Below are 23,440 nucleotides of genomic sequence, written 5' to 3' on the forward strand. Positions count from 1 at the left end.
CCATCCAAAACTAACTTCAGTCGCCGGGCTTGCCTGATCGCGACCGCTGCAACAGCTTCATCAGGTTTAATGGTGAAGTGGCTTCGCTGGGATTGGACAGAATGTTTGAAATACTCTCGCGTGCTTCAGCATCAAGAACAGGTCCTGCAAAATGCTCCAGTTTTTCAGTCAGTTCCTGATCGGTGAGAGGTGCGTCATAGTTCCCCCGTGCGGCCTTGAAGTCGGATCTCAATTGGCTGCCATCTTTTAACGTCAGCGTCACGCGTGCATAGCGCTCGGCCGGAAAGGCTGAATTGCATTTGTCGTCCTCTTCTAAGCTCACCTTGTCTACGAGACGCCAGATTTCCGGCTGATCATAGTGGTCGGGCAACAAGTGATCAGGTTGGATCGTGCCAAATCGTATGGCAAGCGCCACCGCAAGCGGCAGGCTGTACTGAGCAGCATCGCTGTCTTCAGGGCGACGTGTCACCAGTTTTGTTGCTTCTTGGAATGTTGACGCCGTGATCTTTGTGATCTCGTCTTGCGGAATGCCATGGTCGCGCAGGACGGATAGGATCGCCTCGACCGGCGGATGTGCCCACCGGCAAACCGGGTAGGCTTTGAAATTGCTTTCAAGGATCCGCCAGCTTGCGCCGAGGTCGCTCCAGATGGCGTCGACTTCGGCGGCCTCAACGGTCACGGCAGGTGCCCCCGTAAACCCGTCTTCAGCCAGATCTGCGGCGGAAAGGCCGGTCAGAGCCCCCCAGGAACTGCTGTCCTTGACCATTGTGGGGTGCTCAATACAACGCATCATTGGGGCACGGGGGGCATAGTATTCGGCAATGCCCAGGGCCTGCCGGGTCTGCTCTTGGGGCAGCCTCCGCAGACGGCCGGCAATGGCGGCGCATCCGAGCGCGTTCCAGGCCCCGGATGAGTGATAGTCAGGCGCGGTTGCGTGCAGGGAAAGCCCGGCACGAATGGCGATTTCCTGACCCACGACGAGATGGCAGAGCAACTCGTCCATGGTGCACGTGGCATTGCTCAATTCGGCAAAAAGCGCGGGGACCAGTGCAACGCTTGCATGCCCTTTGCAAAGCTGGTGGCCGTCATGGGCATCCAGCGCATCCACCGTCGCCGCCCCGGAAAAGGCATAGCCCACAGGGTTCACCGGGCGACCGTCGAAGGGCATCGGCAATGTGCCGGGATAACGTTTGGCTGCGTGGTTCCGTGCGATCCGGCTGGCCTCGGTTATCGTCCCAGCGGCCCAGACCGCCAGCGTGTCGACCAGACAACGGCGGGCCATATGAAGCACCTCCGGGGGGATCTGCGCCGGAGTCAGGCCGTGGATGAAGCCGGTGATTTTGATGGGCGATGTCACTTAGCGATCCTGCCAACGAACCTGCTCGGCCCGCTTCGTGGCGGACATGAAGGTGTCGTGATACAAGTAGCTGTTGCAGATAGGTTCTGAAATCACCCATGAGGCACTTGCCCCGGCCTGAACCGTCAAGGTATCGCCTGCCTGAATATCAACCGCTTCACCATCCGCGAAGGTTAGGACAGCGGCACCTTTGTGCACATACATGGTTACTGTCCGATCATAGTCATAGCTGAAGGCCGGATCGGCGCATTCCCAGATCTCCCAGCCATCAATCTTGCGCTTGGTGTCTTCGGTCGCCTTTCGGCGTTTGAAATGGGTTGAATCCAGCAGACGCTCGGTCAGTCGTGTCATGTTCGGTCTCCAGTCAGACGGCGCGGTGATAGGGCACCGTTTCGGGGGGCAAAGGTTGTCGGCCAAGGATCATGTCAGCCGCTTTTTCAGCGATCATGAACGTGGCAGCGTTGATATTGGCGCTTGGCACGGCCGGGATGACAGAGGCATCAACGATGCGCAGCCCATCGATACCGCGGAACTTGAGCTCAAGGTCAACCACGGCGCGCGGGTCGCCATCGGGTCCCATCCGCGCAGTGCCACAAGGGTGATAGGCGGACGACGCATCCTCCCGGATGAACTCATCCCAGTCTGCATCGGTCTTGACGTGGTTACCCGGCAGATCCTCGCGCAGATGGAATTCTTTGAACGCGTCCTGTGCCAACACTTCGCGGCCCAGTTTCAGACCTTTGCGCATGACGAACCAGTCGTGGCCCGTCGCCAGATAGTTGGGGTCAATCAGCGGAGCGTCATTGGGGTTTTTTGTCGCCAATCGAACAGTGCCCCGGCTTTCTGGCCGCATGGGGCCAGCACCAAGGCGATAACCGTTCTTGGCCGGATCTGGAATCCAGTTCGGCCCGAACAGGATCGGGAAGAAGTGGAACTGGATATCTGGGTGTGTCGTTTCAGGTGTGGAGCGCAAAAAGGCCCCAACATGGCATTGGTTCACCGCTGCCACGCCGCCTTTCCAGCCAAACCATTGGATACCGGCCCAAAGCATAAGATGCGGTTTGAGATATTTGTTCAGCGAAACGGGTTTGTCGGTTTCGACCTGTACATGGGCTTCAAGGTGGTCATGCAGGTTCTCGCCCACCATCGGCGCGTTGAAGACAACGGGCACATTGCGGTCGCGCAGATGCGCCTCGGGGCCTATGCCGGACAGCATCAGGATTTGCGGCGTGCCAAAGGCACCAGCAGAAAGGATGACTTCTCTATTGGCGCGCACGGTCTGGTTCTTTCGCCCCTTTGAGAACTCCACCCCTACCGCGCGGCCTTTTTCTACCACCACCCTCAGCACCTTGGCACCGGTTGTGACCGTCAGGTTTTCGCGCTTAGCCTGAGAATGCAGATAGGCGCGGGCCGAGGTGCTGCGATACCCCCCTTCGACGGACATTTCAAACCGGCTGACGCCTTCCTGGGAATAGCCATTCACATCTTTGGTAAGCGCATGACCAGCCTGCTGCCCAGCCTCGAGAAAGGCGGTGTTCAGCGGATTCAGATCTTCCATGGGCTGCGCTTTGACCCCGACCATGCCAGCATTGTTACGGTATTCGTTGGCCGAACCGTCGCGGCGCTCGGATTTCTTGAAATAGGGCAGGCAATCGGCAAAGGACCAACCGTCGCACCCCTCGACCTCGGCCCAATCGTCATAATCGCGCGGGTTGCCACGCAGGAACGTCATGCCATTTATCGCGGACGACCCGCCAAGCGCTTTGCCACGGGGCTGGTCGATCTCGCGGTTGTTCAGATGCTTTTGCGGCGTGGTCTTGAACCAGTAATTGTATTTGCTGGTCGGCTTGAAGGCTGATCGTAGCCCGGCAGGCATTTGCAGAATCCAATTGCGATCATCGCCCCCATGTTCCAACAGCAGCACCGAATAAGTGCCGCCTTCCGTAAGCCGATGCGCCAGCACACAGCCCGCCGTGCCTGCGCCGACAATGACGTAATCATAGCTGCTCACAGGTAGTCGTCCTCGAACGGGCAATCTGTCAGGGGCACGGGGCCGTTCTTGGTGATCAGTACTGGTTGTTCCAGCTTCACGCCCTCGTCCCCGCCCACCGGGCCGATATAGCTTTCGACACAGACGCACATACCCTCCTGGAAGGTGCCCGAATATTGCCAGGTCTCGTGGTCTTCAGGGTAATAGATTACCGGGTACTCCACGCCGAAGCCAATGCCGTGGATCATTTCGGCATAGCGGTTGGGTACATAGATGTCGTGCATCTTCCAGCTCAGCTCGCCGAACTCTTCAAAGGTCATGCCGGGACGCAGCAACGCCATGTTGTGCTCCATCTGCTCATAGGCATGCGCATAAAGCACCCGCTGTTCGTCAGTCGGTTTGCGGTCTCCAATGACAAAGGCGCGGGTCTGGTCGGCAAAGACGCCATCCGGCCCGATCAGATCGCTGTCGAACACCAACATCTCACCGTTTTCGATCTTTTTGTCGGTGGATTCGGTGAACCACGGGTTGGTGTGGTGGCCCGAGGCTAACAACCGGGTTTCCTGATACTCGCCCCCGTGGCGCATATTGTATTCGTTCATTTTGGCCAGAAGAAAGTTCTCGGTCACGCCGGGTTCGGCAAAGCTGCGCATATAGGCGATCGCATCTGTGCAGACTTGCATTGAGTTCTTGATGATCGCGACCTCGTCCATCGACTTGATGGAACGTGCCATTTCCATCGGGCCTTTTGCATCCTTCATCTTGATGCCGCGATGCTGAAGCGCGAGCATCGGCAACAGGTCAGCCCGGTCGATACCCAGCGTCGCCCTGCGCCCGAAGGCCCGATGCAGCAGGTCGACAATTTCGTCTGCCCATTTGTTCGCGTGTTCCTCGGCACGATGCCCCGACCCGAAATAGTCCCAGCTTTTCGCGGGGCGTGTTTCCTGGATTGTCTCCAGATCGTCGGACAGGTGCTTGGCACCACCATAATCGAACAGAACCACAGGCCCCTCGATCGGCACAAAAACGTATCGGGACATGTGATGCGAGGTCCAGACCTGCATGTTCCGACAGCTGGTGGCATAGCGCAGGTTGAGAGGATCGAACAACACCGCCGCATCCATCTTGAACTGGGCCAGCAACTCGCGTGTTCGGTTCAGGCGATAGGCGCGCACGCGCTTCTCGTCAATGATGTTGGGTAGATCCAGCATAGGGCCCTCGCAGTTTGGGACTATTCCATATTGCGTCAGGATTTGTGGTTAAATCAAACAAAACAATCTTAATAAGTGAGTTAGGAAAATTGTTTCACAAGGCGCCACTTGAACGCTTGATCGCTATGTATTCGAACTTCGTGTATCGCGCGGTAGGAACACGTCTCTGCACCAGGTCAACCAGACCTCCTTCGTATAGTGCCCACGCAGCAGACGCTAACGATCGGTTAAAAAGGCACCAATCACGAGCATAAATCACCTTCTGGCCAGGCTTCCCCAATTCGACCGCACGCTCAAGTGCTGGGCCAGGTTGATCATGAAATGAAACATCTACTACAGGTTCAATTTGTTCCGGCATGCCCTTCCTCCCAGATTTTTCTCGCCAAGCGTGGCTAATTTCAGTAAATCAAGCAAACGAAAGAACTTTAACATCTTATGTCGGATTTACTTAATCATGCCCCCTGCGCTTGATCTTGATCTCATCAAAACATTTCTAACTGTGGTCGACGCAAAGGGTTTCAAACCTGCCGCCATACAATTGAACAAGACCCCAGCGGCCATCAGTCAGCAGATCAAACGCCTCGAAGAAATTCTTGGAAAACGTGTGCTGGAGCGCAGCAATCAAGGCATCTCACTAACTTCAGCCGGAGAGGTGCTCAGGGCAAAGGGGCTGAGACTGATGTCGCTCAACTATGAGCTGCTTGGGGAGTTGCGGCAGGATGACTTGGCTGGGCCTCTCAAGTTCGGTGCGCCGACCGATTATGCGCCAACCTTGCTACAAAAGCTGTTGCCGATCTTTCAGCGCGAATTCCCAAGAGTGTCCCCGAGCATCGTTCTTGAGCCAAGCAGATCACTTCGGCCGAAAGTCGCCTCGGGGGTTCTCGATATGGCCATTGTGGCTCGAGAACCTGATAGTGAAGAAGGCCATGAGCTCTGGACTGAAGAAATCACTTGGTTCGGGTCTGCGAAGAGTGAAAACGGAAAAGCGCGCTGCGGTCTGCTAACCACTGACTGCGTCCTGAGAGATGGTGCGCTGCGCGATCTAAGGGATGGACGCTATGCTCATGAGCTGGTTCTTGAAGCTGCTACTGTTGCGTCCCTACGGGATGCGGTTGAAGTAGAGTTCTGCCGAGCGTTTCTTCCAGCTTCAGTTGCCGAAGGGTTCTCCCGGGCACAATCGACTGAACCCAGTTCCACATTGCAGTTGACTTTCTGCTTAATCGCCGGACCACGGTTTGACGAGGGCACCGCCGCGCAGGTGGCCAGAAAGTTCCGAAAGGTAATGTAAGCGGACATACGGCGTCGTATGAACGAATGTCGGAAATGGGCCGTGCCGTGACTTATCTAGGTTTTCTAGAATGCCCCTGAGGCGCATACGAAAAACCTACGGTGGCCGTGATGATTTTGAGAGTTTTCTCGGTCGACATTTATAATCCATGATCAGCTTTTCGTCTTCAAGCAGATGTAGCGCCGTTTGCCAATGGATTTTGAATTTTTGCGCCACCCTGTTGATTACTTGGGTCTCTGTCCAGATGCGGCGCAGTTTATGTTTTGGCACTTTGGGTCTGCGAACCCCACGCTGTACCTCAAAGCCTCGTTCCCTAAAGAGTTTGGACAGTGTTGCAGGCTTCATCCCGTTTGCGTTGGCAATATCTGAGCAGGTTTTTCCCTTTTTATATTGCCTATAGAGGCGTTGAACATAATCGACGCCAAGCAAGTCCAAGAGCCGTCGCACAACCAACGGGCTAATTCCGAGCCGCGTGGCAAATTCCTTATGGGTTTTACTTTGTCTAAGCAAAGCGAGGATGTTGCGACGCAGGTATGGCTGCCACGCATTTGGCGTCTCTCTCAAGAAAATAGTCGGAACTCTGCCGCACTTTATTTCGACTACTGTGTTCAAGCCTTACCCAGTTCCTTCAACGTCAGATACCTCAATTTGCGTCACTTGACGCAAAGCCGTCGGCGTTTCAGCAGCTTAGCTGATTGTCTTCCGACATAGCATTGATACTTTGAGGCATGAATGTGTAACATATTGCTAATAAACAATAAAAATGACATTCGCAAGGCTGTTTGCTAGGTTTCGTTAACTGGAATCAGTCGGAACGTTTGACATGACTGGAAATTTGATTGTCGATCTCGCTAAACACGAGCAGATCAAATGTGATCTTCGTCTTAAGGGCAGTTCACTGGCGAAGCTAAGCCGAGACATCGGCCGTTCCATCAGCTCAGTGTCTACTGTGTCACAAGGATACAGGCGCTCTGACTATGTTCAGAAAGCCATAGCAGAGAAGCTTGGGACCACTCCCGAGGCTCTTTGGCCAGAACGTTATGAGTAACGGAGGTGCCTGCAGATGAGCTAAGATGATAAAAATTAGGAAGAAAAAAGAAGAAAAGGTTTCGTGAGCGCCAACCCAACGAAACCTTCTATTCTGTATCGATACCTAACCGATACACCTTCTTCCCCCGCCATGATCGCAAAGTCAACTGTTTCGTCGTCGCTATTGGCGATGAGATGGCTTGGCTTTGCCCGAGGAACACCAAAAGAGGGTGGAGAGGCACGATCAGCCCAAGCTGGTCGGCGCTCCAAATCAAAGACATGAAAGATGATGAGTTCACATTAACGGGCGAGATGTCGCCCGAGCCCAGCCGTGCGACACGAGGTATTCCCCGGAGATCGACACATAGCTCCCGAGGCGGAGTTGTTATGCAATTGCCTGAGCAAAACCGCCCGAGGGTCGTTCAATTTGAAAGTAAGCTGGAACAGCGGGTACTGTTTTTGCTGCTGGCTAACCCTGAAGTCGCCAACGTTTGGGAGCAGCCGCAATTCATCAGCTACCGCGATCAATCAGGCAATCGGAAGACCCACTTCATAGATTTCTTGGCGGAGCTTAAAAACGGTCGCCGATTGGCTATAGCAGTGAAGCCGTGGAAGGTGGTGTTGGAGAAGAATTTCTTGCGCGAGCTTCAGCAGATTCGCGCGGCGATGCGCAAGGACTTTGCCGATGACATCGTGTTAGTGACGGAGCGCGATTTCACCCGCGCAGAGGCCCTAAACGCACAACGTTTCGTTGAGTTCTCAAAGACGCGAAATTCGGAGCATCAGGCTCATCTCAAATCCATCACCTGTGACGTCTGTTTTCCAGTCACGGTCAACGAGATGTGCCAGTTGTTGGGGCTCGGTGGCGCAGGGTTCAGGAGCATTGTGATTGGGATCTTTGAAGACATACTCACGGCCGACAGAAAGCACCTGATTGATCTCGACACTTTGCTTTCGAAGGGAGGTGTAAAATGAACCTGCCTTTCAGAGTGAGTGTCTTTGGCCTTCTGACGGTAGATGGCCGGAAGTACAAATTAGACCGGAAAACTGACTTTGGTTACTACTTCGAAGATTTTGATGAGACTGGCCGGAACCTGTCTCTCACATTCGACGAATTTGCCGACCTTCTTCAAAGGCCCGATGTGACCTTTGATCCCGGATATTACCTACCTGAACGCCAGGACTTGCGAATGAGTGCGGGTGTTGAAGCAATAGCAAGCTTGCCAGATGACGTGAGATCCGAAGTGGTATGGCGCTTCTGCTGGGTCGACGGGTTTTACCAGTTCGAGCGTGTCGATGAGGCGAAGCGGACAGATTTCTCACTACAGAGTGTCATTCCTTCCATCGAGGCCCATGTGAACAAACAGGCACGGGCTGCCCAAAGTAATTGGCGGAATCCGAGGGCCGGAAAGAAGAACGTTTATCGGGACCCACCCAGTCCAAGAACCTTAAGAGAATGGGTGAAACGATACGAGAAAGCAGGCGGCTCTCCGCTTGCTTTGATCCCGGGCACACATAGATCGGGCAACCGAACTGCGCGGTTCTGCCTCGAGGCTTCGAGATTGCTGGGCGAATGCCTCGAAGCCTATTTGACCCGGAAAAGACTAACCAAGAAGAACGTCGCGGACGTGTGCCGGGACCGGTTCAAAACTGTGAACAAGCAACGAGTGGTGGAGGGCAAGCTGGAACTCACAATTCCGTCACGGCGGAAAGTTGAGCGAGCAATTTCTGAGCTTGATCCGTATTTCACATGCGTCCAAAGGCACGGCGTCGACTACGCCAATCGCAAGTACGCGCTTTATGAGGAGGGTGTTACTGCGAGCTATCCGATGGAGCGTGTTGAGATCGATGAATGGTGCGTTGATCTGATCACGATCTTGGCTGAACGCGGAGCTCTGGACCATTTGAGTCCCGAAGAGCTCGCAAAGCTGAACCGTGGGCGTCGTTGGCTTTACCTCGCGATCGACTGTGCCACGCGATGTGTGGTGGGCATGAGACTGGCGGAAAAGCCGAATTGCCAAGACGCCATGGCTCTTTTGTCTGACATCACACGCGAAAAAACGGACCTTGCGATAGCGGCTGGCTGCAAGTCGACCTGGCATCACTACGGCGGGTTGAGTTCCCTGGTGACTGATCTTGGCGTTGCTTTTGTGGACGATGCGTTTCGAAGTGCGGTCTTTGATGCGCATGGGGTTGTTGAGACGCCTCGCGGCGGGCTACCGCGTTTGCGGGGGCGCGTGGAGCGGATCTTTCGAACTTTTGGGACGGCCCTGATGCCGCTTCTCGCCGGTCGCACATTTTCTGATCCTAAAGAGAGAGGAGACTATCCTTCGGAAGAGATGGCCTCTCTTTCAGATGATGTGCTGATGGAAATCCTCATCAGGTTCGTTGTGGACGTGTATCACAACATGCCGCACCGCGGACTGAACGGCGAAACCCCTAATAATTGTTGGAAACGTCTCGCCGAGAAAATGGGCGTTGTCACCAAGCTCGCAGAAACCACTAGGCGTCGAGCTTTCGGTTTAAATTACAAGAGGCGTGTTACCGGCAAAGGAGTTGAGTTGTTTGGCATCGACTACACCTGCCAGGCACTGCGTGAGTTTTATGTGCACGGCCGCCGCCGTTACGTTCATATCAAAGTTGACCTGAACGACCTCGGCTGGATCATGGTTCAGATCGGAAAAAAGTGGTTTGCGGCGCGGGCTCTGCAGAAGTGCTTCGATGGAGTGTCTTATGAGCATTGGGAAGCGACCGCGCGTCAGTTGCGGCTGAAGCACAAGGCCGAGGCCGTGCTTCAGGAGAAGATCGTCTCTGACGCATTGCATGCCATCATCCAAAAGAACTCAGAAGAAGAGCGCCGGTTCGGGGCTGTCCTGAAGCGTCAAACACCTGCTGGGCTTAGACGAGCTAGGGAAGATCTGTTCCAGGGTTTGAGCATCGAAACGGATGATCCTGAAGCCTTTGACCTTCCGCCAGAGCCAGATCTGTTCGGCCATGTCATCCCGTCATTGGACGAAGGAGAAAACACCACCGAAGACACAGCTGGCCAGGGGCAAAGCCCCAATGGGGATCGTGCCAGACCTTCGAAATGGAGGATTGAAGATGACTGATCTCCGCAGCGACCCGTCTGATGAGATTGACGTCCAGATTGCGCGTCTTCGAGACATGTTCGTTTCGCATCAGGTGTTCCACGATCTAAAACTGGTTTTTGATCGTCATCTGCGCCAAAGACGAGCGGCTATCCGATTGGGTAGTCGCAGCGAGGCGCGCGGCATTGCTCTGATCGGGGCGTCTGGCAGCGGGAAATCCACCGCCGCAGACCGCTTGTTTGATAATCACACTGACCTGATCCTGCCAACGGCGAGCCAGGATGTGGCGGAGGTGATCCGGCTATTGGTGCCTTCACCAGCCACGCTAAAGAATGTTGGTACGACGATCCTGTCCGGTCTGGGATATCCGCTCGCCAGAGACAAGTCGGTAGGTATCATCTGGACGCAGGTGCGTCAGTTCCTCCGAATGCGAAGGACCCTGTTTGTGCATCTGGACGAGGCTCAGGACCTCTACATCAGCAAAGGCGTCAAAACCCGTAATGACGTGGTGAACACCCTGAAGTCTCTGATGAACGACAAGGATTGGCCGGTTGGTCTCGTTCTGTCCGGCACGCCCGATCTGATCGAGATGATCAATTCGGATGTTCAGCTTAAAAGGCGCATAGATGTTGTGCACCTGGGTGCAGTGAGTTGGATTTCCCACGAACCCGAGATCACAGAGATCTTTACTGAGTTCGTTGGGAAATCTGGTCTGATACCTTCCATCGAACTTCAACAGAGAGAGTTTCTCAAGCGGCTGGTCCATGCAGGCGGCAATGAGTTTGGATTGATCATTGAAATGTGTCTGAGCGGGATAGAAGAGGCGCTTTATGACGGAGATACCCAACTCCGTCTTGGACATTTTGCAGAGGCATTCCGACGCAAGTCGGGGTGTATCCCTGCTTTCAACCCGTTCCTTGCCCAAGACTACCAGAGCATAGATGTCCGTACCATCATGGGCTGGTTGGATCCCGACGACCCTTCGCCGAATGGAGGGTTGTCGTGACAGCACTACTCGCTCTGACTCTGCCTCATCATCACATGGAAACCCCTGCCTCTTATGTCGCCCGCCTGTCACGTCGCAATCTTAGTGTTGCGAGGGAGTTCTGTTCAGATCTGGGTCTGAGATGGCCCCATATCTGCTCGGCCCATCCGGATCAGCTGGAGCGGCTGTCACAACTGGCTGGGGTGCCACTTGAAGCGTTGGAGTTGGCGGCGGCCAGATTGGTTGGCCCCTGTCGGTACCGCGTCGGGCATTCCTTTGCCACCTCCGGTTCGTTCCGCCGGGCTACCACCCGGGTTTGTCCGAGATGTATTGTGGAGGCCATGGAGGCTTCTGGCCCCGAGAACGCGTTTCAACTTCTTGAGTGGTTGGTGCTGCCGATCAAGACCTGTGCCAAACATAGCGTACCGTTGCTCCAGCTTCCCGACGCGTCGCATGCGCATCTCACTTACGACGTGGTTGAGCAAGTGACGCGTCACCAGGATCTGATCTTTGAAGCCGCCCAAGACGTAACATCGCTCGGGCGATCCTCGTTTGAAACCTACCTGAGCCGTCGTATTGAGTTTGGGGTCGCCGGTGACTGGTTGGACTCGCTGGAGCTGACGCATCTTCATCAGGCCGCTCTGACATTAGGTATGTCGATTGCCATGGATCGCGGTGTCGGCCGCTCGAATTTGGACTTCGAACAAGAGCGTACGGCCATGTCGGCCGGATTCGAGATTCTGAAGAGTGGGCCGGAAGCCTTGAAATCTGAGTTGGAGCATGCCAGGTGCCGGTCTTCCTCCAAGCGGTCATATTTTACGACCGATATGGGCGAATTCTACACCTGGCTTAAAGAAACTGAAGAGGACCCGGCGACAGCAGTTCTCAGGGCTTGCGTGCAGGATTTTGTGCGTGAAAACTATCCGCTGCAGACAGGTGCGAAAGTTCTGGGTGCGGAAATCTCAGCACCCAAACTTATCACGCTTGAACGTGCGCGGGAGCTACATGGGGTCGGCGAGGTTCGGGTGCGAGGCATTCTCGCCCATCTTCGCGGTCAAAACGCGAGCGACCTTTCAAATATGAAAGATGTCAGCCATGAAGATCTGGCCGCCGTGCTCGACTTTTGGTCTGGATTGCAGAATATCAAAGCCACCGCGACCCAGCTGAATATCCATCCGGTCCAAGTGAAGGCGCTGATCCGGTATAATGTTCTGGAATCCTATCGTTTTGGAACGTCTCTGCGCTATGTGCCATCGTCCTCGGTACAGACCCTGCTGACTAGGCTTGAAGGTCTACGCATTGCCTCTCGGGCACGTCATAGGTTGCGTCTCTCGGAGTACAGCCGACAGAGCAAGGTGGCCCTGGCTCGCGTTGTCGCTGATTGGGTAGCAGGCCGACTGACCGGCGTTTGGAGAGATCCGGACGTGGAAGGGTTGGCTGGAATTCTTATCGACTGCGCTGAGATCTTGGAGAAATCGGAGCGCGTGTTTTCCGGCGATCTGTCTCTGATGGATGCGGCGGCGCGCTTAAGAATTAGCGTTGGGTCAATCCGGCTATTGCGAGATGGTGGATACCTGAAGCAGATAAAAATGCGAAACCCGGACACGCAGCACTACCGTTGTTACATCACTGAAGAGAGTATTCAGGCTTTTGAAAAATATTACGTAACGCTGGGCCAATTGGCGCGTCAGTTTGAGATAGCAGCGGTCCATTTGGGTCCGGCATTGGATCGCAGAGAAGTTGAGACTATCCCCTGCGAGGCTGGGTTTGTTCGTGCCTACCCGAACGAGACACGAGATGTGGTTCGGGAAATGACGATGGGGGGTAAAACTTCGATCCAAACAGATTGTCTCCACGAAAGTTGGAACCAAGATAAGCAGGCGGCGGAGCAAGGTTGATGCTCCGCCACACATTCTCATGAGAAATAGTGGCGGTCTATAGATTGGGGCAACTACGTTGAATTGCTGTACCGCGAGGTGAAGAAAAATGACTAGCAGTCGAAGAAATCTTACTGAACGGCTTCAACCAATATGGGAGGCCGTAGGCAAGCTGGGCGCGAATACTCCCGCGCTTAATCTAAAGGCCTATCTCGATGAGATGTGGAGCGAAGACAAAACAACTACTGCTTCTTTGGGGACTGGAAAGGGTCTCGCTCGACGAGACGAAAAAATTGCGGAAGATCTTGAGGCCCAATTCAAGATGATTGCGGTCGCCTATGCCACCGGAAAATTGGATGAGATCGACCGCGTAGTTAACTACCTATCGTTCATACGTCGCATGAAAAAGCAGGGCGTTTATGAGATTGGACACTGGAGTGATGAGGACAAAGATGGGTGACGATGCAACTAGGAGGTGGTTCACGTAACACCCGTTCAGCAATGTCCATTGGCTTCTATCTAAGGCCTTCCCTCCGAGAACTCAAAACCAGACATTTAGGCGGAACGCGGCGAATGACTCGAAGGAGCCCATAGCGACGAATGCTGCAACGCGCGCAGATGTCCGCTATTGTGACTTTGAGATTGCAACAAGGCTAGGAGAATGGGTGATGGATTGGGATGAAATGGCGCGCCCGTGGTTGGAAGCCGCACCAGACTTGGAAACCTCTTTTAGTGAAGTGTTCGAAGCCCTTTTTCAGGCTGCGAGTCTGAAATCTGGAGAAGCCGTGTTGGATGTGGGCTGCGGCACTGGGCCCACGCTTGTTTATTCGGCCAAGGCAGTGGGCCCAGAAGGCCGTGTTGTAGGAATTGATGTTGCTCCACCGTTGGTCGCTGTCGCTAAGCAGCGTGCGCCCAGAAACGTTGAGTTGATAATTGGGGACGCCGGATCTCACGCGTATGAGGCAGGCACCTTTGATGCTATCGTCGCGAACTTTGGCATCATGTTTTTCAATGACAATACGGCGGCGTTTGAAAACCTTCGTTCCGCTATGAAACCAAGCGGGCGCATGGCGGCAACCTTCTGGGCAACACCCCCGGAGAATCCATGGTTTTCTATGCCGCGCCGTATCGTCGATAGCCTGGTCGATGACGTTCCAAGACCTGATCCTTCCGGTCCCGGACCAATGCGCTTTGGCGACCCAGCCACACTTGAAGCGATAATGGAAAATTCTGGTTGGAAAACCAAATTTCAAACGCTTGATCTGATGCTGCGCCCGCCGGGTCCGGCTGATCGCGTTGCAGACCTCCACATGAAGGTAACCGTTGGCATGATGCTCAAGGGCGTAGAGGTATCTGAACAGAAGCTTAGTGAAATCCGAATGGCTGTCGCTGACGCCTGTAAGCAGTACCAGTGCGAAGAAGGCATTGCTGTACCTGCCAAAATTCACGTTGTTGAAGCAGTCGCATTATAGCTTTCTCAGCGGACTTTCGATCTGGGGATGTCAAAGGCAACTAAGTCCGCGAGGCAGCCTTTCGTACTTGTTCCACTGAACGGCCGTTACTCAACCAGAGATCGCTTCACATAAAACCGCCTCAAGGGTGATTGCGGTTTGTTGCTGTGAAGCGTTTCAACTCAAGGCTGTATTCTCGCGCCTCTGAACTAAAGCGCAAATGCAGAAGTTCGAGAGCACAATAAGAGGCTCTGGCGCGGTCCAGGAAGATTTTCCTGATATACTTTCGTATCGGAAGCGATCTTATTTGCGTACAAATATGCGTCCGTGTGTCCGTCAGAAGCTGTGATTTGTTGCTACCTCAGTCCTGTCAACAGTTTCTGAGGCGACATTGCGTATATTGCACGAAACACCGGGGTCGGACCTGGATTGGAAGGTCAAAGCACCGCTGGTCGTGGAAACCCCCTCTGGCGCGGTGGTCGCGATTGAACGCTGGTCGCTTGCGGGGCTGGAATGGCCGGACGACGCGCCTGAATGCCCCAAAACCGCGACACTTAGCGTTCCGTTTCAAGGCGTAGATATCCGCTTCCCGGTACGTTTGTCGAAGCCAGGTCCCAATTCCACAGTGCAGCTGGAAGGTCTAAGCGGTCGGCAACGCGAGACGTTGGCTCTGTTTTATCGCTCTCTGTTGTCTGGGCGAATGGCAAGCAGCGCAGATGTGATAACCAGTCTCGACACTCCGGTTGACTTGGTGCCGATGGAGGAAACGGAAGGCGAACAATCCCGGAAACCTGCGAGATTTCTTCCACGATCTTTGCGTGTTGTACTCAATGTGGCGACCTATCTGCTGATCGCAGCAGCGGTGATTGGCGTTATTGGAAACAACATTTTCACCAATTTGGACCGAATTGACATCCAACACGGGCGCGTGTTGGCCCCAATGATCTCTTCTTTCCCTTCAGCCAACGGCTATATCGAACACATTGAAGTCACGGCTGGGCAGGAGGTGCGCGAGGGTGATCTTCTATTCTTGATGGACGATGCGGAAGCTGTGGCGGCGCTCAAACGCACCGAGGCGGAACTGGCGCTTGCCCGCACCGAGGATGTCAAAATCTCCGAGGCTTTGAAAGAACTTCGGTCCCTATCAAACTCGGAGGTATTATCCGAACGCGTCGCGGCAGCCATGCGCTTCTATGTAGAGTTTGTGCAGGACGGCGGGTTTGACGATCTACGGCGCCAATGGCTTAGCCTTCGTGAACGCAACCCTGAGCTGGCGCAGTCGGTCGATCCAGTATTGATCGTAACAAACTTGCTGGAAGCCGAAGAACGCAATCGCGCCTCCGCGGTAAAGGCGTTGGAAGCAACAAAAGAAGCTCAGCAACAGAAAATTGAAAACAATCACGTTCGCGCAGCAACAGACGGGATTGTTCAGGACTTCATCGTTCGGAAGGGGCAGCCGTTCGGTGGTACGGCAAACGAGTTGGTCTTTGAAACGGCTGAGCCTCGTATGACGATCGGGTGGGTGTCGGAACGGTTTGCTGAAACGATTTACATCGGCATGCCCGCAACGATCGGCTTCAATGAGAAGGGAAAGAAGATCACCATTCCCGGTGAGGTCTGGGACGTGCGCGCAGGGGACAATCCTGAACGACCCGGAGAATTCGGAATCATTGTTACGGTTCGCGCAATTGGCCTGTCCTCGAAACAAACAAAGAGCCAATTACGGTTGGGAGCCCCGGTAAATCTGGAAGCAAAGCGACAGTTGGGGACACACTTCCGTACCTGGATAAAGTCCATGGACCCACGTGTGGGCCGATCCGATGACTGAATATGAGTTCGACAAGGATCCGGCTTGGCGGTTAAGGGAGCTGCAAACAAATGTTCCCAACTATTTTTGCAAGTGGTCACTACCGCAGTTCACCTTGTTTTTGCTCTTGTTTATGGGGCTGCTCTGGCTGTTGGCGAATGTACCGAACCGGTTCTTCAACCCGAGTGTTTTGCACGTCACGATGGTCCTTGGAACACTTGGGTTCTGGCGATTTGGTTGGTGGTTTACCCATGCGTTAAGGGCTCAGATTTATGCGAAAGGCAAATGGCCGGGCATGCGGCGCCGGGCGGATGCAATTTGGGATGCGGGTTGGCGCCCCAAACGCCTTCATATTCAGATGACGACCTATTTTGAGGAACCCTCCATCACCAAACGTGTTGTGGGGTCCATCCTTGGACAAATCCGCCGCGAACGGATTCCGACGACGATTTATATCGGTACAGGCAGTGCATATGATGAGCAGGTCATTCGCGACTTTGTCGAAACCTATGCGCAGGATATCCCGGATGATCTGGCGACGCTTGTATTCATCCGTCAGAACCAGCCGGGCAAGCGAATGGCGATTGGTCTGATCCTGCGGGCGATCTGTCGATCCGGTGCTTCGCCTGATGATTTGGTGATCTTTATGGACGGCGACGCCCTGTTTGGCGGGGATGTTCTACGTAAAACCCTGCCAATGTTTGCAAGCGATCCAGAATTACAGGCGCTGACCACAGATGAAGAGGTCATATGCTATGGCCCGGCCTGGATCGCAAAATGGCTGGACATGCGGTTCGCCCAGCGTCGCCTTGCGATGCAAAGCCATGCTTTGTCGGGTCGTGTGTTGACGTTGACGGGGAGAATGAGCGTGTTTCGCGCGCGCCATATTCTGGACGAAAAATTCATTCGCACGATCGAGGCGGATCACCTGCATCACTGGCTTTGGGGTAATTTCCGGTTTCTGTCCGGGGATGACAAATCAACCTGGTATCGCCTGCTGAGCGTGGGTGCGAAAATGACCTATGTGCCGGATGCGACGGTCTACACAATTGAGGTCATCAAGGAAAATGGCCTCATGCGGATGGTCCAGAATTTCCGCCGTTGGTCGGGCAACATGCTGCGGAACGGAAGTCGCGCAATCGCACTTGGGCCGACTGCAATGCCGTTTTTCATCTGGTGGTGTGTCGTTGATCAACGGATCGCCATGTGGACTATGATGGTCAGTCCGGTCATGGCCGTTGTCGGCAGCCTGATTGCGCCGGGTTACTTCTGGAACTGCATCATCTGGGTGTTGTTTTCTCGGATCGTGCTGTGTCTGTTCCTGTTCGGATACAGCAGGCGCGCGGACATGAGTTGGCCGTTCATCCTGTATCTCAACCAAGTGATCAACGCGACGGTCAAAATCTACATGATCTTTCATTTGTCCAAACAGAAATGGTCGAACAGAGGCAATCAAAGCTCGGGCGGTGGGTCGGGCTTTGTCGAAACGCTCAAAAGCGGCTTTGCCAAGTTCCAGATGGCCACTGCAATCCTGACGTTTCTAACCGCGATCCTGATCTATGTTGGTCTGATCGAGATGCCGTTTGGCTAGCAGACCTATCCTTTCGATAGGTGAATTAAGCCTATGAAACACAATGTTAAACACGAGGGTCGGTAACCTGAGATCAGACTTGTAATGAAGAGGTTTCACATGATTCAGCCAATTATCCTTGCTGGTGGTTCCGGCACCCGTCTCTGGCCCGTCTCTCGTAAGAGTTACCCAAAGCAGTTCGTCGAACTAGTTGGCGACAACAGCCTGTTTCAGAAAACAGTTGAACGTGTGGCCGAGCCTGGATTTTCGGCACCACTGATCGTGACGGGCGAAGACTACAGGTTCATTGCCCAACAACAATTGGCAGATGTTGATGCCGAAAAGTCTGAACTGATCGTGGAACCTGTTGGCCGCAATACCGCCGCTGCGGTTCTGGCAGCCGCGTTGCGGTACAAAGAAGAGCCGGAAACGATCCTGCTTGTCCTGCCCAGCGATCACGCGATCGTGGACGTGTCGGCATTCCGCCGGACTATGGTGCGCGCTGAAAAAACAGCCAAACGCGGTAAGATCGTCACCTTTGGGATCAAACCCGATCATGCCGCGACTGGTTTCGGCTACCTGAGGGTTGCGGGCGGGTACCAAGGGGCGTTGCTGATTTCTACGTTTGCCGAGAAGCCCGATGCTCAAACCGCAAAGGTCATGCTGGAAAGCGGTGACTGGCTGTGGAATGCCGGGATGTTCATGTTCAGGGTCGATACTGTGCTAAAGGCGTTTGAAGCGCACGCCCCTGAGATGTCTGCGCCGGTCGAAGCCGCGGTGGCTCTCGGTCAAAAGGATCTGGGTTTCTACCGACTCGATCAAAACGCCTTTTCCCGTTGTCCGAGCCTCTCGTTTGACCATGCGGTAATGGAGCATGTCGAAAAAGGTGTCGTAGCGTTTGAATTGGACTGCGGGTGGTCCGATCTGGGCAGTTGGAAATCGGTGAAGGATCAGGGGCAGCTGGATGAGGGGGCGAATGTCACTTCTGGAAATTCGACGGCCATTGATTGCCGCGACAGTCTGCTGAGGTCGGAAAACCCGGATATCAAGTTGGTCGGACTGGGTTTGAAGGACATCGTTGCAGTCGCGACCGACGATGGAATTCTGGTCGCGGACATGTCGCACAGTACTGAAGTCGGCAAGGTAGTGGACGCGTTGCGCAACGAAGGCTCCGACCAGGCCGAGATGTTCCGCCGGTGCCATCGTCCCTGGGGTTACTACGAAACGCTGTCGCTGGGTCCTCGGTTTCAGGTCAAACGGATCATGGTTCTGCCTGGTGCCAAGCTGTCCCTGCAAAGCCATATGCACCGAGCCGAACACTGGGTTGTCGTCAGTGGTTCAGCAACCGTGACGGTTGGTGACAGAGTCAGCCTGCTTTCCGAGAATGAATCGACCTACATCCCGCTGGGTGCTGTCCATCGGTTGGAGAACCCGGGGAAACTGCCTTTGCATCTGATCGAAGTTCAATCCGGTTGTTACTTAGGCGAAGACGACATCGTGAGATACGAGGATATCTATGACCGTGTCGCTGTAGCTTAGATTCACTTGCACCACCCTCCTGAAATCTGGCCCGTGTGGATTTTCACGCGGGTTTTTTCTGTCGTATGGGTTTCATGACCATTCGTATATATTCGGCGTCATTTGCGCATTCCAGATAGTCTGTCGATACATTTCTCAAAATTATCAAAGCGTTACCTTGGATTTAAATCGGAGGTAAATCTATGGAACTCAGAAAAATTACTCAGAAAGACGCCGAAATTGTCATACCGACGTCTTCGCAAAAATCACGGATCAGTGTTGTAGGGCTGGGGTATGTTGGGGCCGTATCAACTGCATGTTTGGCGTCGCTTGGACACGAGGTCATAGGCGTTGATATCGACCCCGATAAGGTGGGTCAGATTGCGCGCGGTGAGAGCCCGATTCACGAAGAAAATCTCGGCTCAACGCTCAAACAGGGCGTTCAAAAGGGGCTGATCTCTGCAACGGACGATCTGAGCGCAGCTGTACGCGAAACCGACGTTACCTTTGTGTCGGTAGGAACACCAACCGCTCCGGATGGGGGCTGCGACTATAGCTATATAGAACAGGCAGCCCGCTCGATGGCAGTTGGCCTTCGCCAAAAGGATGAATTCCACATCTTTGCCATGCGATGTTCGATCCCGCCCGGAACCACGATGAACGTATTGGTTCCGATCCTTGAGCGGCTTTCAGAAAAGAAGATGGGCCAGGACTTTGGAGTGTGCTTCAATCCTGAGTTTCTGCGGGAAGGCGTCGCCATAGATGACTTCCATAACCCTCCGAAAACAGTGCTTGGCACCAACGATTTTCGCACGGCGGAAGTCATGAAGCGCATCTTCACGCCGGTTGACCCAAATCCCATTTTGACAACGGTCGAAGTGGCTGAGACGATCAAATATGTCGACAATGTATGGCACGCGACCAAGGTTTGCTTTGCCAACGAAGTCGGACGCTTGTGCAAGCCGCTGGGCGTGGACAGCCACGCGGTCATGGACGTCTTTACCCAAGATACAAAGCTGAACCTGTCACCTTACTATCTGAAGCCGGGCTTTGCCTATGGCGGCTCATGCCTGCCGAAAGAGGTACGGGCTGTAACACATATAGCCGAAGAACTGGGTGTCGAACTGCCCATGATCGGCAACCTTGACCGCTCAAATCGAAAGCAGATTGATCAAGCGACCGAGATGCTGCGAAAGACGGGGGCCAGGCGCGTTGGGGTTCTGGGACTGGCTTTCAAACCCGGCACCGATGATCTGCGCGAAAGCCCTATCCTGGAAGTCATGGCCGAGCTCCATGCCGAGGGGGTGGAGTTGGTCCTGCATGATCCAGCGGTGACAAAAGAAACCCCTCTGAGTGGGTTGCAAGCCTACATGCACCACGCGGGCTTTGGCATTCGAAGTCTCGCGGGATCCATCAAATCGATGCTCTGCGACAGCATAGAAGACGTAATGGAACAGGCCGAGGCCGTCATCGTCTGCCACCGCAACCCCGCTTATCAGAACGCCGTATCCAGTAAACCAGAGATGCCGGTCGTGGATGTGGTGCGCTTGTTCCCCGAGAACCCGGTGAACCGTCGGATCGACGGCATCGGTTGGTAAATTATTGCTCCAAATAGCTGAAAGTAAGAGGTGAAATGATGCCTGCGGTATCTTCAAATGTAATTTCAGGAACGGGTTTGTCCGATCAACTTGTTGGCGGAAGTGAGCAGGAGACCCTGATAGGGCTTGCCGGAAACGATGAGATCCAAGGGCAAGCTGGCGATGATGTGTTGCACGGCGACTATGCCGAGGCAAACTTGTTGGAAGGCACAGAAGGTGCTGTCAGTTTTTCCGACTACGCCGAGAACGGCGAATGGGGATTGGTTGATCTTCCAAACGGCCACCAGCAGATGGAGCAGCAGATTACGACCGAAGCGGGCGGGGTCTATGAACTGAACCTGGATCTCGCGACAAATTTTGCTGCAGGTCGTTCCGGGGCTGCCGTCGAAGTGCTGGTCGATGGTGAGGTAGTCGCAGAGTTTTCTTCTCAGAGCGGTGCCTTCGGATCTCATTCCGTTCAATTCACAGCTGACGATGACAGCTCGACCATTACGATCAGATCGATTGATGTGCCAGGCAACGGTCCAACAATTGATACGTCCGGTCCTGCGTTTCACTATGACAAGAATGTCGAGATTGGCGGACAAACCGTGACGGTTTCCGCATTCGCCGATGGGCAATCAAATCTCTATCAGGTTCTAAATGGAACACTGCATGTGTTTGATGTCGAAACCCAAGCCTATGAAATGGCGGGCGTCGAGGGCACGGTCAATGTGAACTCGATGGGTTACAATACGGAAGACGACCTTCTGTATGCCATCGCAGTAGGCGACGGCGTGGATTCACTGGGACAGGTGGTTAGCCGCTCTGATTTGGTGATGCTGGACGCCGAGGGAAACAGCTACCGTGTTGGCAGCACGCCATATCGGTCTTGGACCGGGGATTTTGATGATCAGGGCAACCTTTGGTCGTTTCAATCCAGTATGGATCGTATCGCAGTCATCGATGTTGATCAGTTTGATGCGGATGGAAATCCGGTAACCACAGTATACAAGTTGCCATCCGATCTTGTGGATTTCAAAGTCTACGATGTTGCGTTCGACGCGGCCTCACAGTCGTTCTACGGTGTCTCTCGCCCAAGTTCCGAAGGTGCAGCTACGGTTATGCTGATCGTTGATATCTCTTCGGGCGAACCAGAGTTTCGAACGGTTTCAGTCACATCGACAGTGATTAACGGCGAAGTCCTGAATGGGGTCCCGCTAATGACGTTTGGTGCGGCAATCATCGACGCAGACGGAAACCTGTTTGTTGGTGGCAACTCAGGCGACCACGACATGGATGACTCGACACCTGCAACAGGCGCGATTTTCCAGGTCATCGTAGATGATGTGACCGGCGAGGCCAGTTTGCACCTTATCGAAGAGGCGCCGAAATCGTATTCGAATGATGGTGCCGCCGACCCGACAGCAACCAGTCCGTTTGCGCCCGTCGATTTGGATGCAAGCGTTTTGGTCAAGGATCTGACACTTGTTGCGACTACCGAAGGCGCGTTGAGCTACGATGATGACCTTTCGGGCAATGCTGGTAGCGATGCCCTATACGGTGGGATTGGCACAGACACACTGACGGGTGGTAGTTCAGGCGACGTGCTCGAAGGGGATGACGGCAACGATCTGCTGCACGGTGGAGCCGGCGTCGGTGCCGCCAGCGGCATTGTCTCGCAATATGACGAAGACGGTGTGCGGTACGACCAGTTTGGCAATGTTCTTACAGAAGACGATGACTCGTTGTTCGGCGGTCAGGGCGACGATCACCTGATGGGCTCGGCTGGGCACGACATGCTGGATGGTGGGATCGGCAACGACATTTTGGATGGTGGCTCAGGCTTTGACATCCTTATCGGCGGTCAGGGCGATGACACACTCCGCGGAGGATCTGAAGCTGACACTTTACGAGGTGAAGACGGCCAAGACGTTATGGACGGTGGCTCGGGCAATGATGAGATGTTCGGTGGCACAGGCGATGACCAACTCGATGGCGGGTCTGGCGCGGATGTTCTGAACGGTGGCGATGGCAGTGATAATTTGTCAGGTGGATCCGGTGATGATTTTCTGTCCGGGGACGACGGAAAAGACACGCTGTTCGGAGGATCTGGCAACGATGACCTAGATGGCGGTGCTGGCGACGACAGCCTCTCTGGGGGCTCCGGTGATGATACCGCGATAGGCGGTCTCGGTGCGGATACTCTGGATGGCGGATCCGGAAACGACACATTAGCTGGCGGTGAGGGCTCCGACACGTTGAAGGGTGGTTCTGACGATGACGAGTTGAATGGGGGTGCTGGCAACGATTATCTGAATGGCTCCAGCGGTGACGACGTTCTGGACGGAGGTTCAGGGAAAGATCGGCTTTACCTTGGCGCAGGAGATGATCAAGCCACCGGTGGCGCAGATGCGGACAGGTTCATTTTCCGCGATGAGGATCTGGACGGGTCGACCGATACGATCACAGACTTTTCGCTCAGCGATGGCGATTTACTCGATCTGCGTGCGCTCAACATCGATAGTGGCGGAGCTGATACATCTGACTGGTTTAATGCCAACGCTGAAATCGTGGGCGGGACCGATGTCTACGTAACTTTGTCACCGGATACGACATTGATCCTTGAAGGCGTAGCGTCGGATTTCGACCAACTCTACGATCACTTTCTATTCTGAAGTCCCCCCCTGC

18 protein-coding genes are annotated in these 23,440 nt (G+C 54.3%); 13 read left to right on the forward strand and 5 right to left on the reverse strand.

Translation table 11 applies throughout. The features are described from left to right. Positions 1 to 16 precede the first annotated feature (16 nt). From ACR0CZ_RS04115 to ACR0CZ_RS04130, 4 genes are read right to left on the reverse strand one after another with little or no spacing between them, the layout of a single operon-like run. Complete coding sequence (locus ACR0CZ_RS04115; RefSeq protein WP_480537069.1) at positions 17 to 1,357, reverse strand: MmgE/PrpD family protein; 1,341 nt, start codon at positions 1,355 to 1,357, stop codon at positions 17 to 19. After that, on the reverse strand, positions 1,358 to 1,708 hold the full coding sequence (locus tag ACR0CZ_RS04120) for a cupin domain-containing protein (RefSeq protein ID WP_170597086.1): 351 nt from the start codon (positions 1,706 to 1,708) through the stop codon (positions 1,358 to 1,360). Between the two features lie 13 nt (positions 1,709 to 1,721). Beyond that, positions 1,722 to 3,368 (reverse strand): choline dehydrogenase, encoded by a 1,647-nt coding sequence (locus ACR0CZ_RS04125; protein WP_480537068.1) that lies wholly within the window; start codon positions 3,366 to 3,368, stop codon positions 1,722 to 1,724. Continuing rightward, positions 3,365 to 4,558 (reverse strand): M24 family metallopeptidase, encoded by a 1,194-nt coding sequence (locus ACR0CZ_RS04130; protein WP_480537067.1) that lies wholly within the window; start codon positions 4,556 to 4,558, stop codon positions 3,365 to 3,367. The genes ACR0CZ_RS04125 and ACR0CZ_RS04130 overlap by 4 nt, the downstream gene beginning before the upstream one ends. 346 nt (positions 4,559 to 4,904) lie before the next feature. Between ACR0CZ_RS04130 and ACR0CZ_RS04135 the strand changes: the two genes are divergently transcribed. Then, the gene (locus ACR0CZ_RS04135) at positions 4,905 to 5,846 is read left to right on the forward strand and encodes a LysR family transcriptional regulator (RefSeq protein WP_480537066.1); all 942 of its coding nucleotides are present in this window, start codon (positions 4,905 to 4,907) and stop codon (positions 5,844 to 5,846) included. A 96-nt stretch (positions 5,847 to 5,942) separates the two neighbouring features. On the opposite strand, the gene ACR0CZ_RS04140 is transcribed toward ACR0CZ_RS04135, so the two are convergent. Further along, on the reverse strand, positions 5,943 to 6,458 hold the full coding sequence (locus ACR0CZ_RS04140) for a hypothetical protein (protein WP_480537065.1): 516 nt from the start codon (positions 6,456 to 6,458) through the stop codon (positions 5,943 to 5,945). Positions 6,459 to 6,669: 211 nt separating this feature from the next. Between ACR0CZ_RS04140 and ACR0CZ_RS04145 the strand changes: the two genes are divergently transcribed. The 12 genes from ACR0CZ_RS04145 (at position 6,670) to ACR0CZ_RS04200 (ending at position 23,427) form a co-directional block, all read left to right on the forward strand. Continuing rightward, positions 6,670 to 6,894, forward strand: a complete 225-nt coding sequence (locus ACR0CZ_RS04145; protein WP_171181575.1) for a helix-turn-helix domain-containing protein — start codon at positions 6,670 to 6,672, stop codon at positions 6,892 to 6,894. 368 nt (positions 6,895 to 7,262) lie between these two features. After that, a complete protein-coding gene (locus ACR0CZ_RS04150; protein ID WP_480537064.1) occupies positions 7,263 to 7,850 on the forward strand; it encodes a Tn7 transposase TnsA N-terminal domain-containing protein in 588 nt (195 codons plus the stop codon). Next, positions 7,847 to 9,985, forward strand: a complete 2,139-nt coding sequence (locus ACR0CZ_RS04155; protein WP_480537063.1) for a transposase — start codon at positions 7,847 to 7,849, stop codon at positions 9,983 to 9,985. The genes ACR0CZ_RS04150 and ACR0CZ_RS04155 overlap by 4 nt, the downstream gene beginning before the upstream one ends. Beyond that, a complete protein-coding gene (locus tag ACR0CZ_RS04160; protein WP_480537062.1) occupies positions 9,978 to 10,970 on the forward strand; it encodes an ATP-binding protein in 993 nt (330 codons plus the stop codon). The genes ACR0CZ_RS04155 and ACR0CZ_RS04160 overlap by 8 nt, the downstream gene beginning before the upstream one ends. A 35-nt stretch (positions 10,971 to 11,005) precedes the next feature. Further along, positions 11,006 to 12,847 carry a TniQ family protein gene (locus ACR0CZ_RS04165; RefSeq protein ID WP_480537082.1) on the forward strand — a complete coding sequence of 614 codons (1,842 nt, stop codon included), beginning with the start codon at positions 11,006 to 11,008 and terminating at the stop codon, positions 12,845 to 12,847. A gap of 88 nt (positions 12,848 to 12,935) precedes the next feature. Continuing rightward, entirely contained in the window at positions 12,936 to 13,286 is a 351-nt protein-coding gene (locus ACR0CZ_RS04170) for a hypothetical protein (protein WP_170465216.1), read from the forward strand. Between the two features lie 238 nt (positions 13,287 to 13,524). Continuing rightward, on the forward strand, positions 13,525 to 14,298 hold the full coding sequence (locus tag ACR0CZ_RS04175) for a class I SAM-dependent methyltransferase (RefSeq protein WP_480537061.1): 774 nt from the start codon (positions 13,525 to 13,527) through the stop codon (positions 14,296 to 14,298). A gap of 370 nt (positions 14,299 to 14,668) precedes the next feature. Next, positions 14,669 to 16,105, forward strand: coding sequence for an HlyD family secretion protein (locus tag ACR0CZ_RS04180; RefSeq protein WP_170392857.1), 1,437 nt, complete (start codon positions 14,669 to 14,671; stop codon positions 16,103 to 16,105). 94 nt (positions 16,106 to 16,199) lie between these two features. Continuing rightward, entirely contained in the window at positions 16,200 to 17,675 is a 1,476-nt protein-coding gene (locus tag ACR0CZ_RS04185; RefSeq protein ID WP_480544520.1) for a glycosyltransferase, read from the forward strand. A gap of 99 nt (positions 17,676 to 17,774) precedes the next feature. Beyond that, positions 17,775 to 19,193, forward strand: coding sequence for a mannose-1-phosphate guanylyltransferase/mannose-6-phosphate isomerase (locus tag ACR0CZ_RS04190; RefSeq protein ID WP_170392855.1), 1,419 nt, complete (start codon positions 17,775 to 17,777; stop codon positions 19,191 to 19,193). Between the two features lie 182 nt (positions 19,194 to 19,375). Further along, positions 19,376 to 20,770, forward strand: a complete 1,395-nt coding sequence (locus tag ACR0CZ_RS04195; RefSeq protein WP_170392854.1) for a UDP-glucose dehydrogenase family protein — start codon at positions 19,376 to 19,378, stop codon at positions 20,768 to 20,770. 77 nt (positions 20,771 to 20,847) lie between these two features. Beyond that, positions 20,848 to 23,427 carry a calcium-binding protein gene (locus ACR0CZ_RS04200; RefSeq protein WP_480503710.1) on the forward strand — a complete coding sequence of 860 codons (2,580 nt, stop codon included), beginning with the start codon at positions 20,848 to 20,850 and terminating at the stop codon, positions 23,425 to 23,427. Positions 23,428 to 23,440: the final 13 nt, after the last annotated feature.

Source organism: Ruegeria sp. H9, assembly GCF_056532915.1.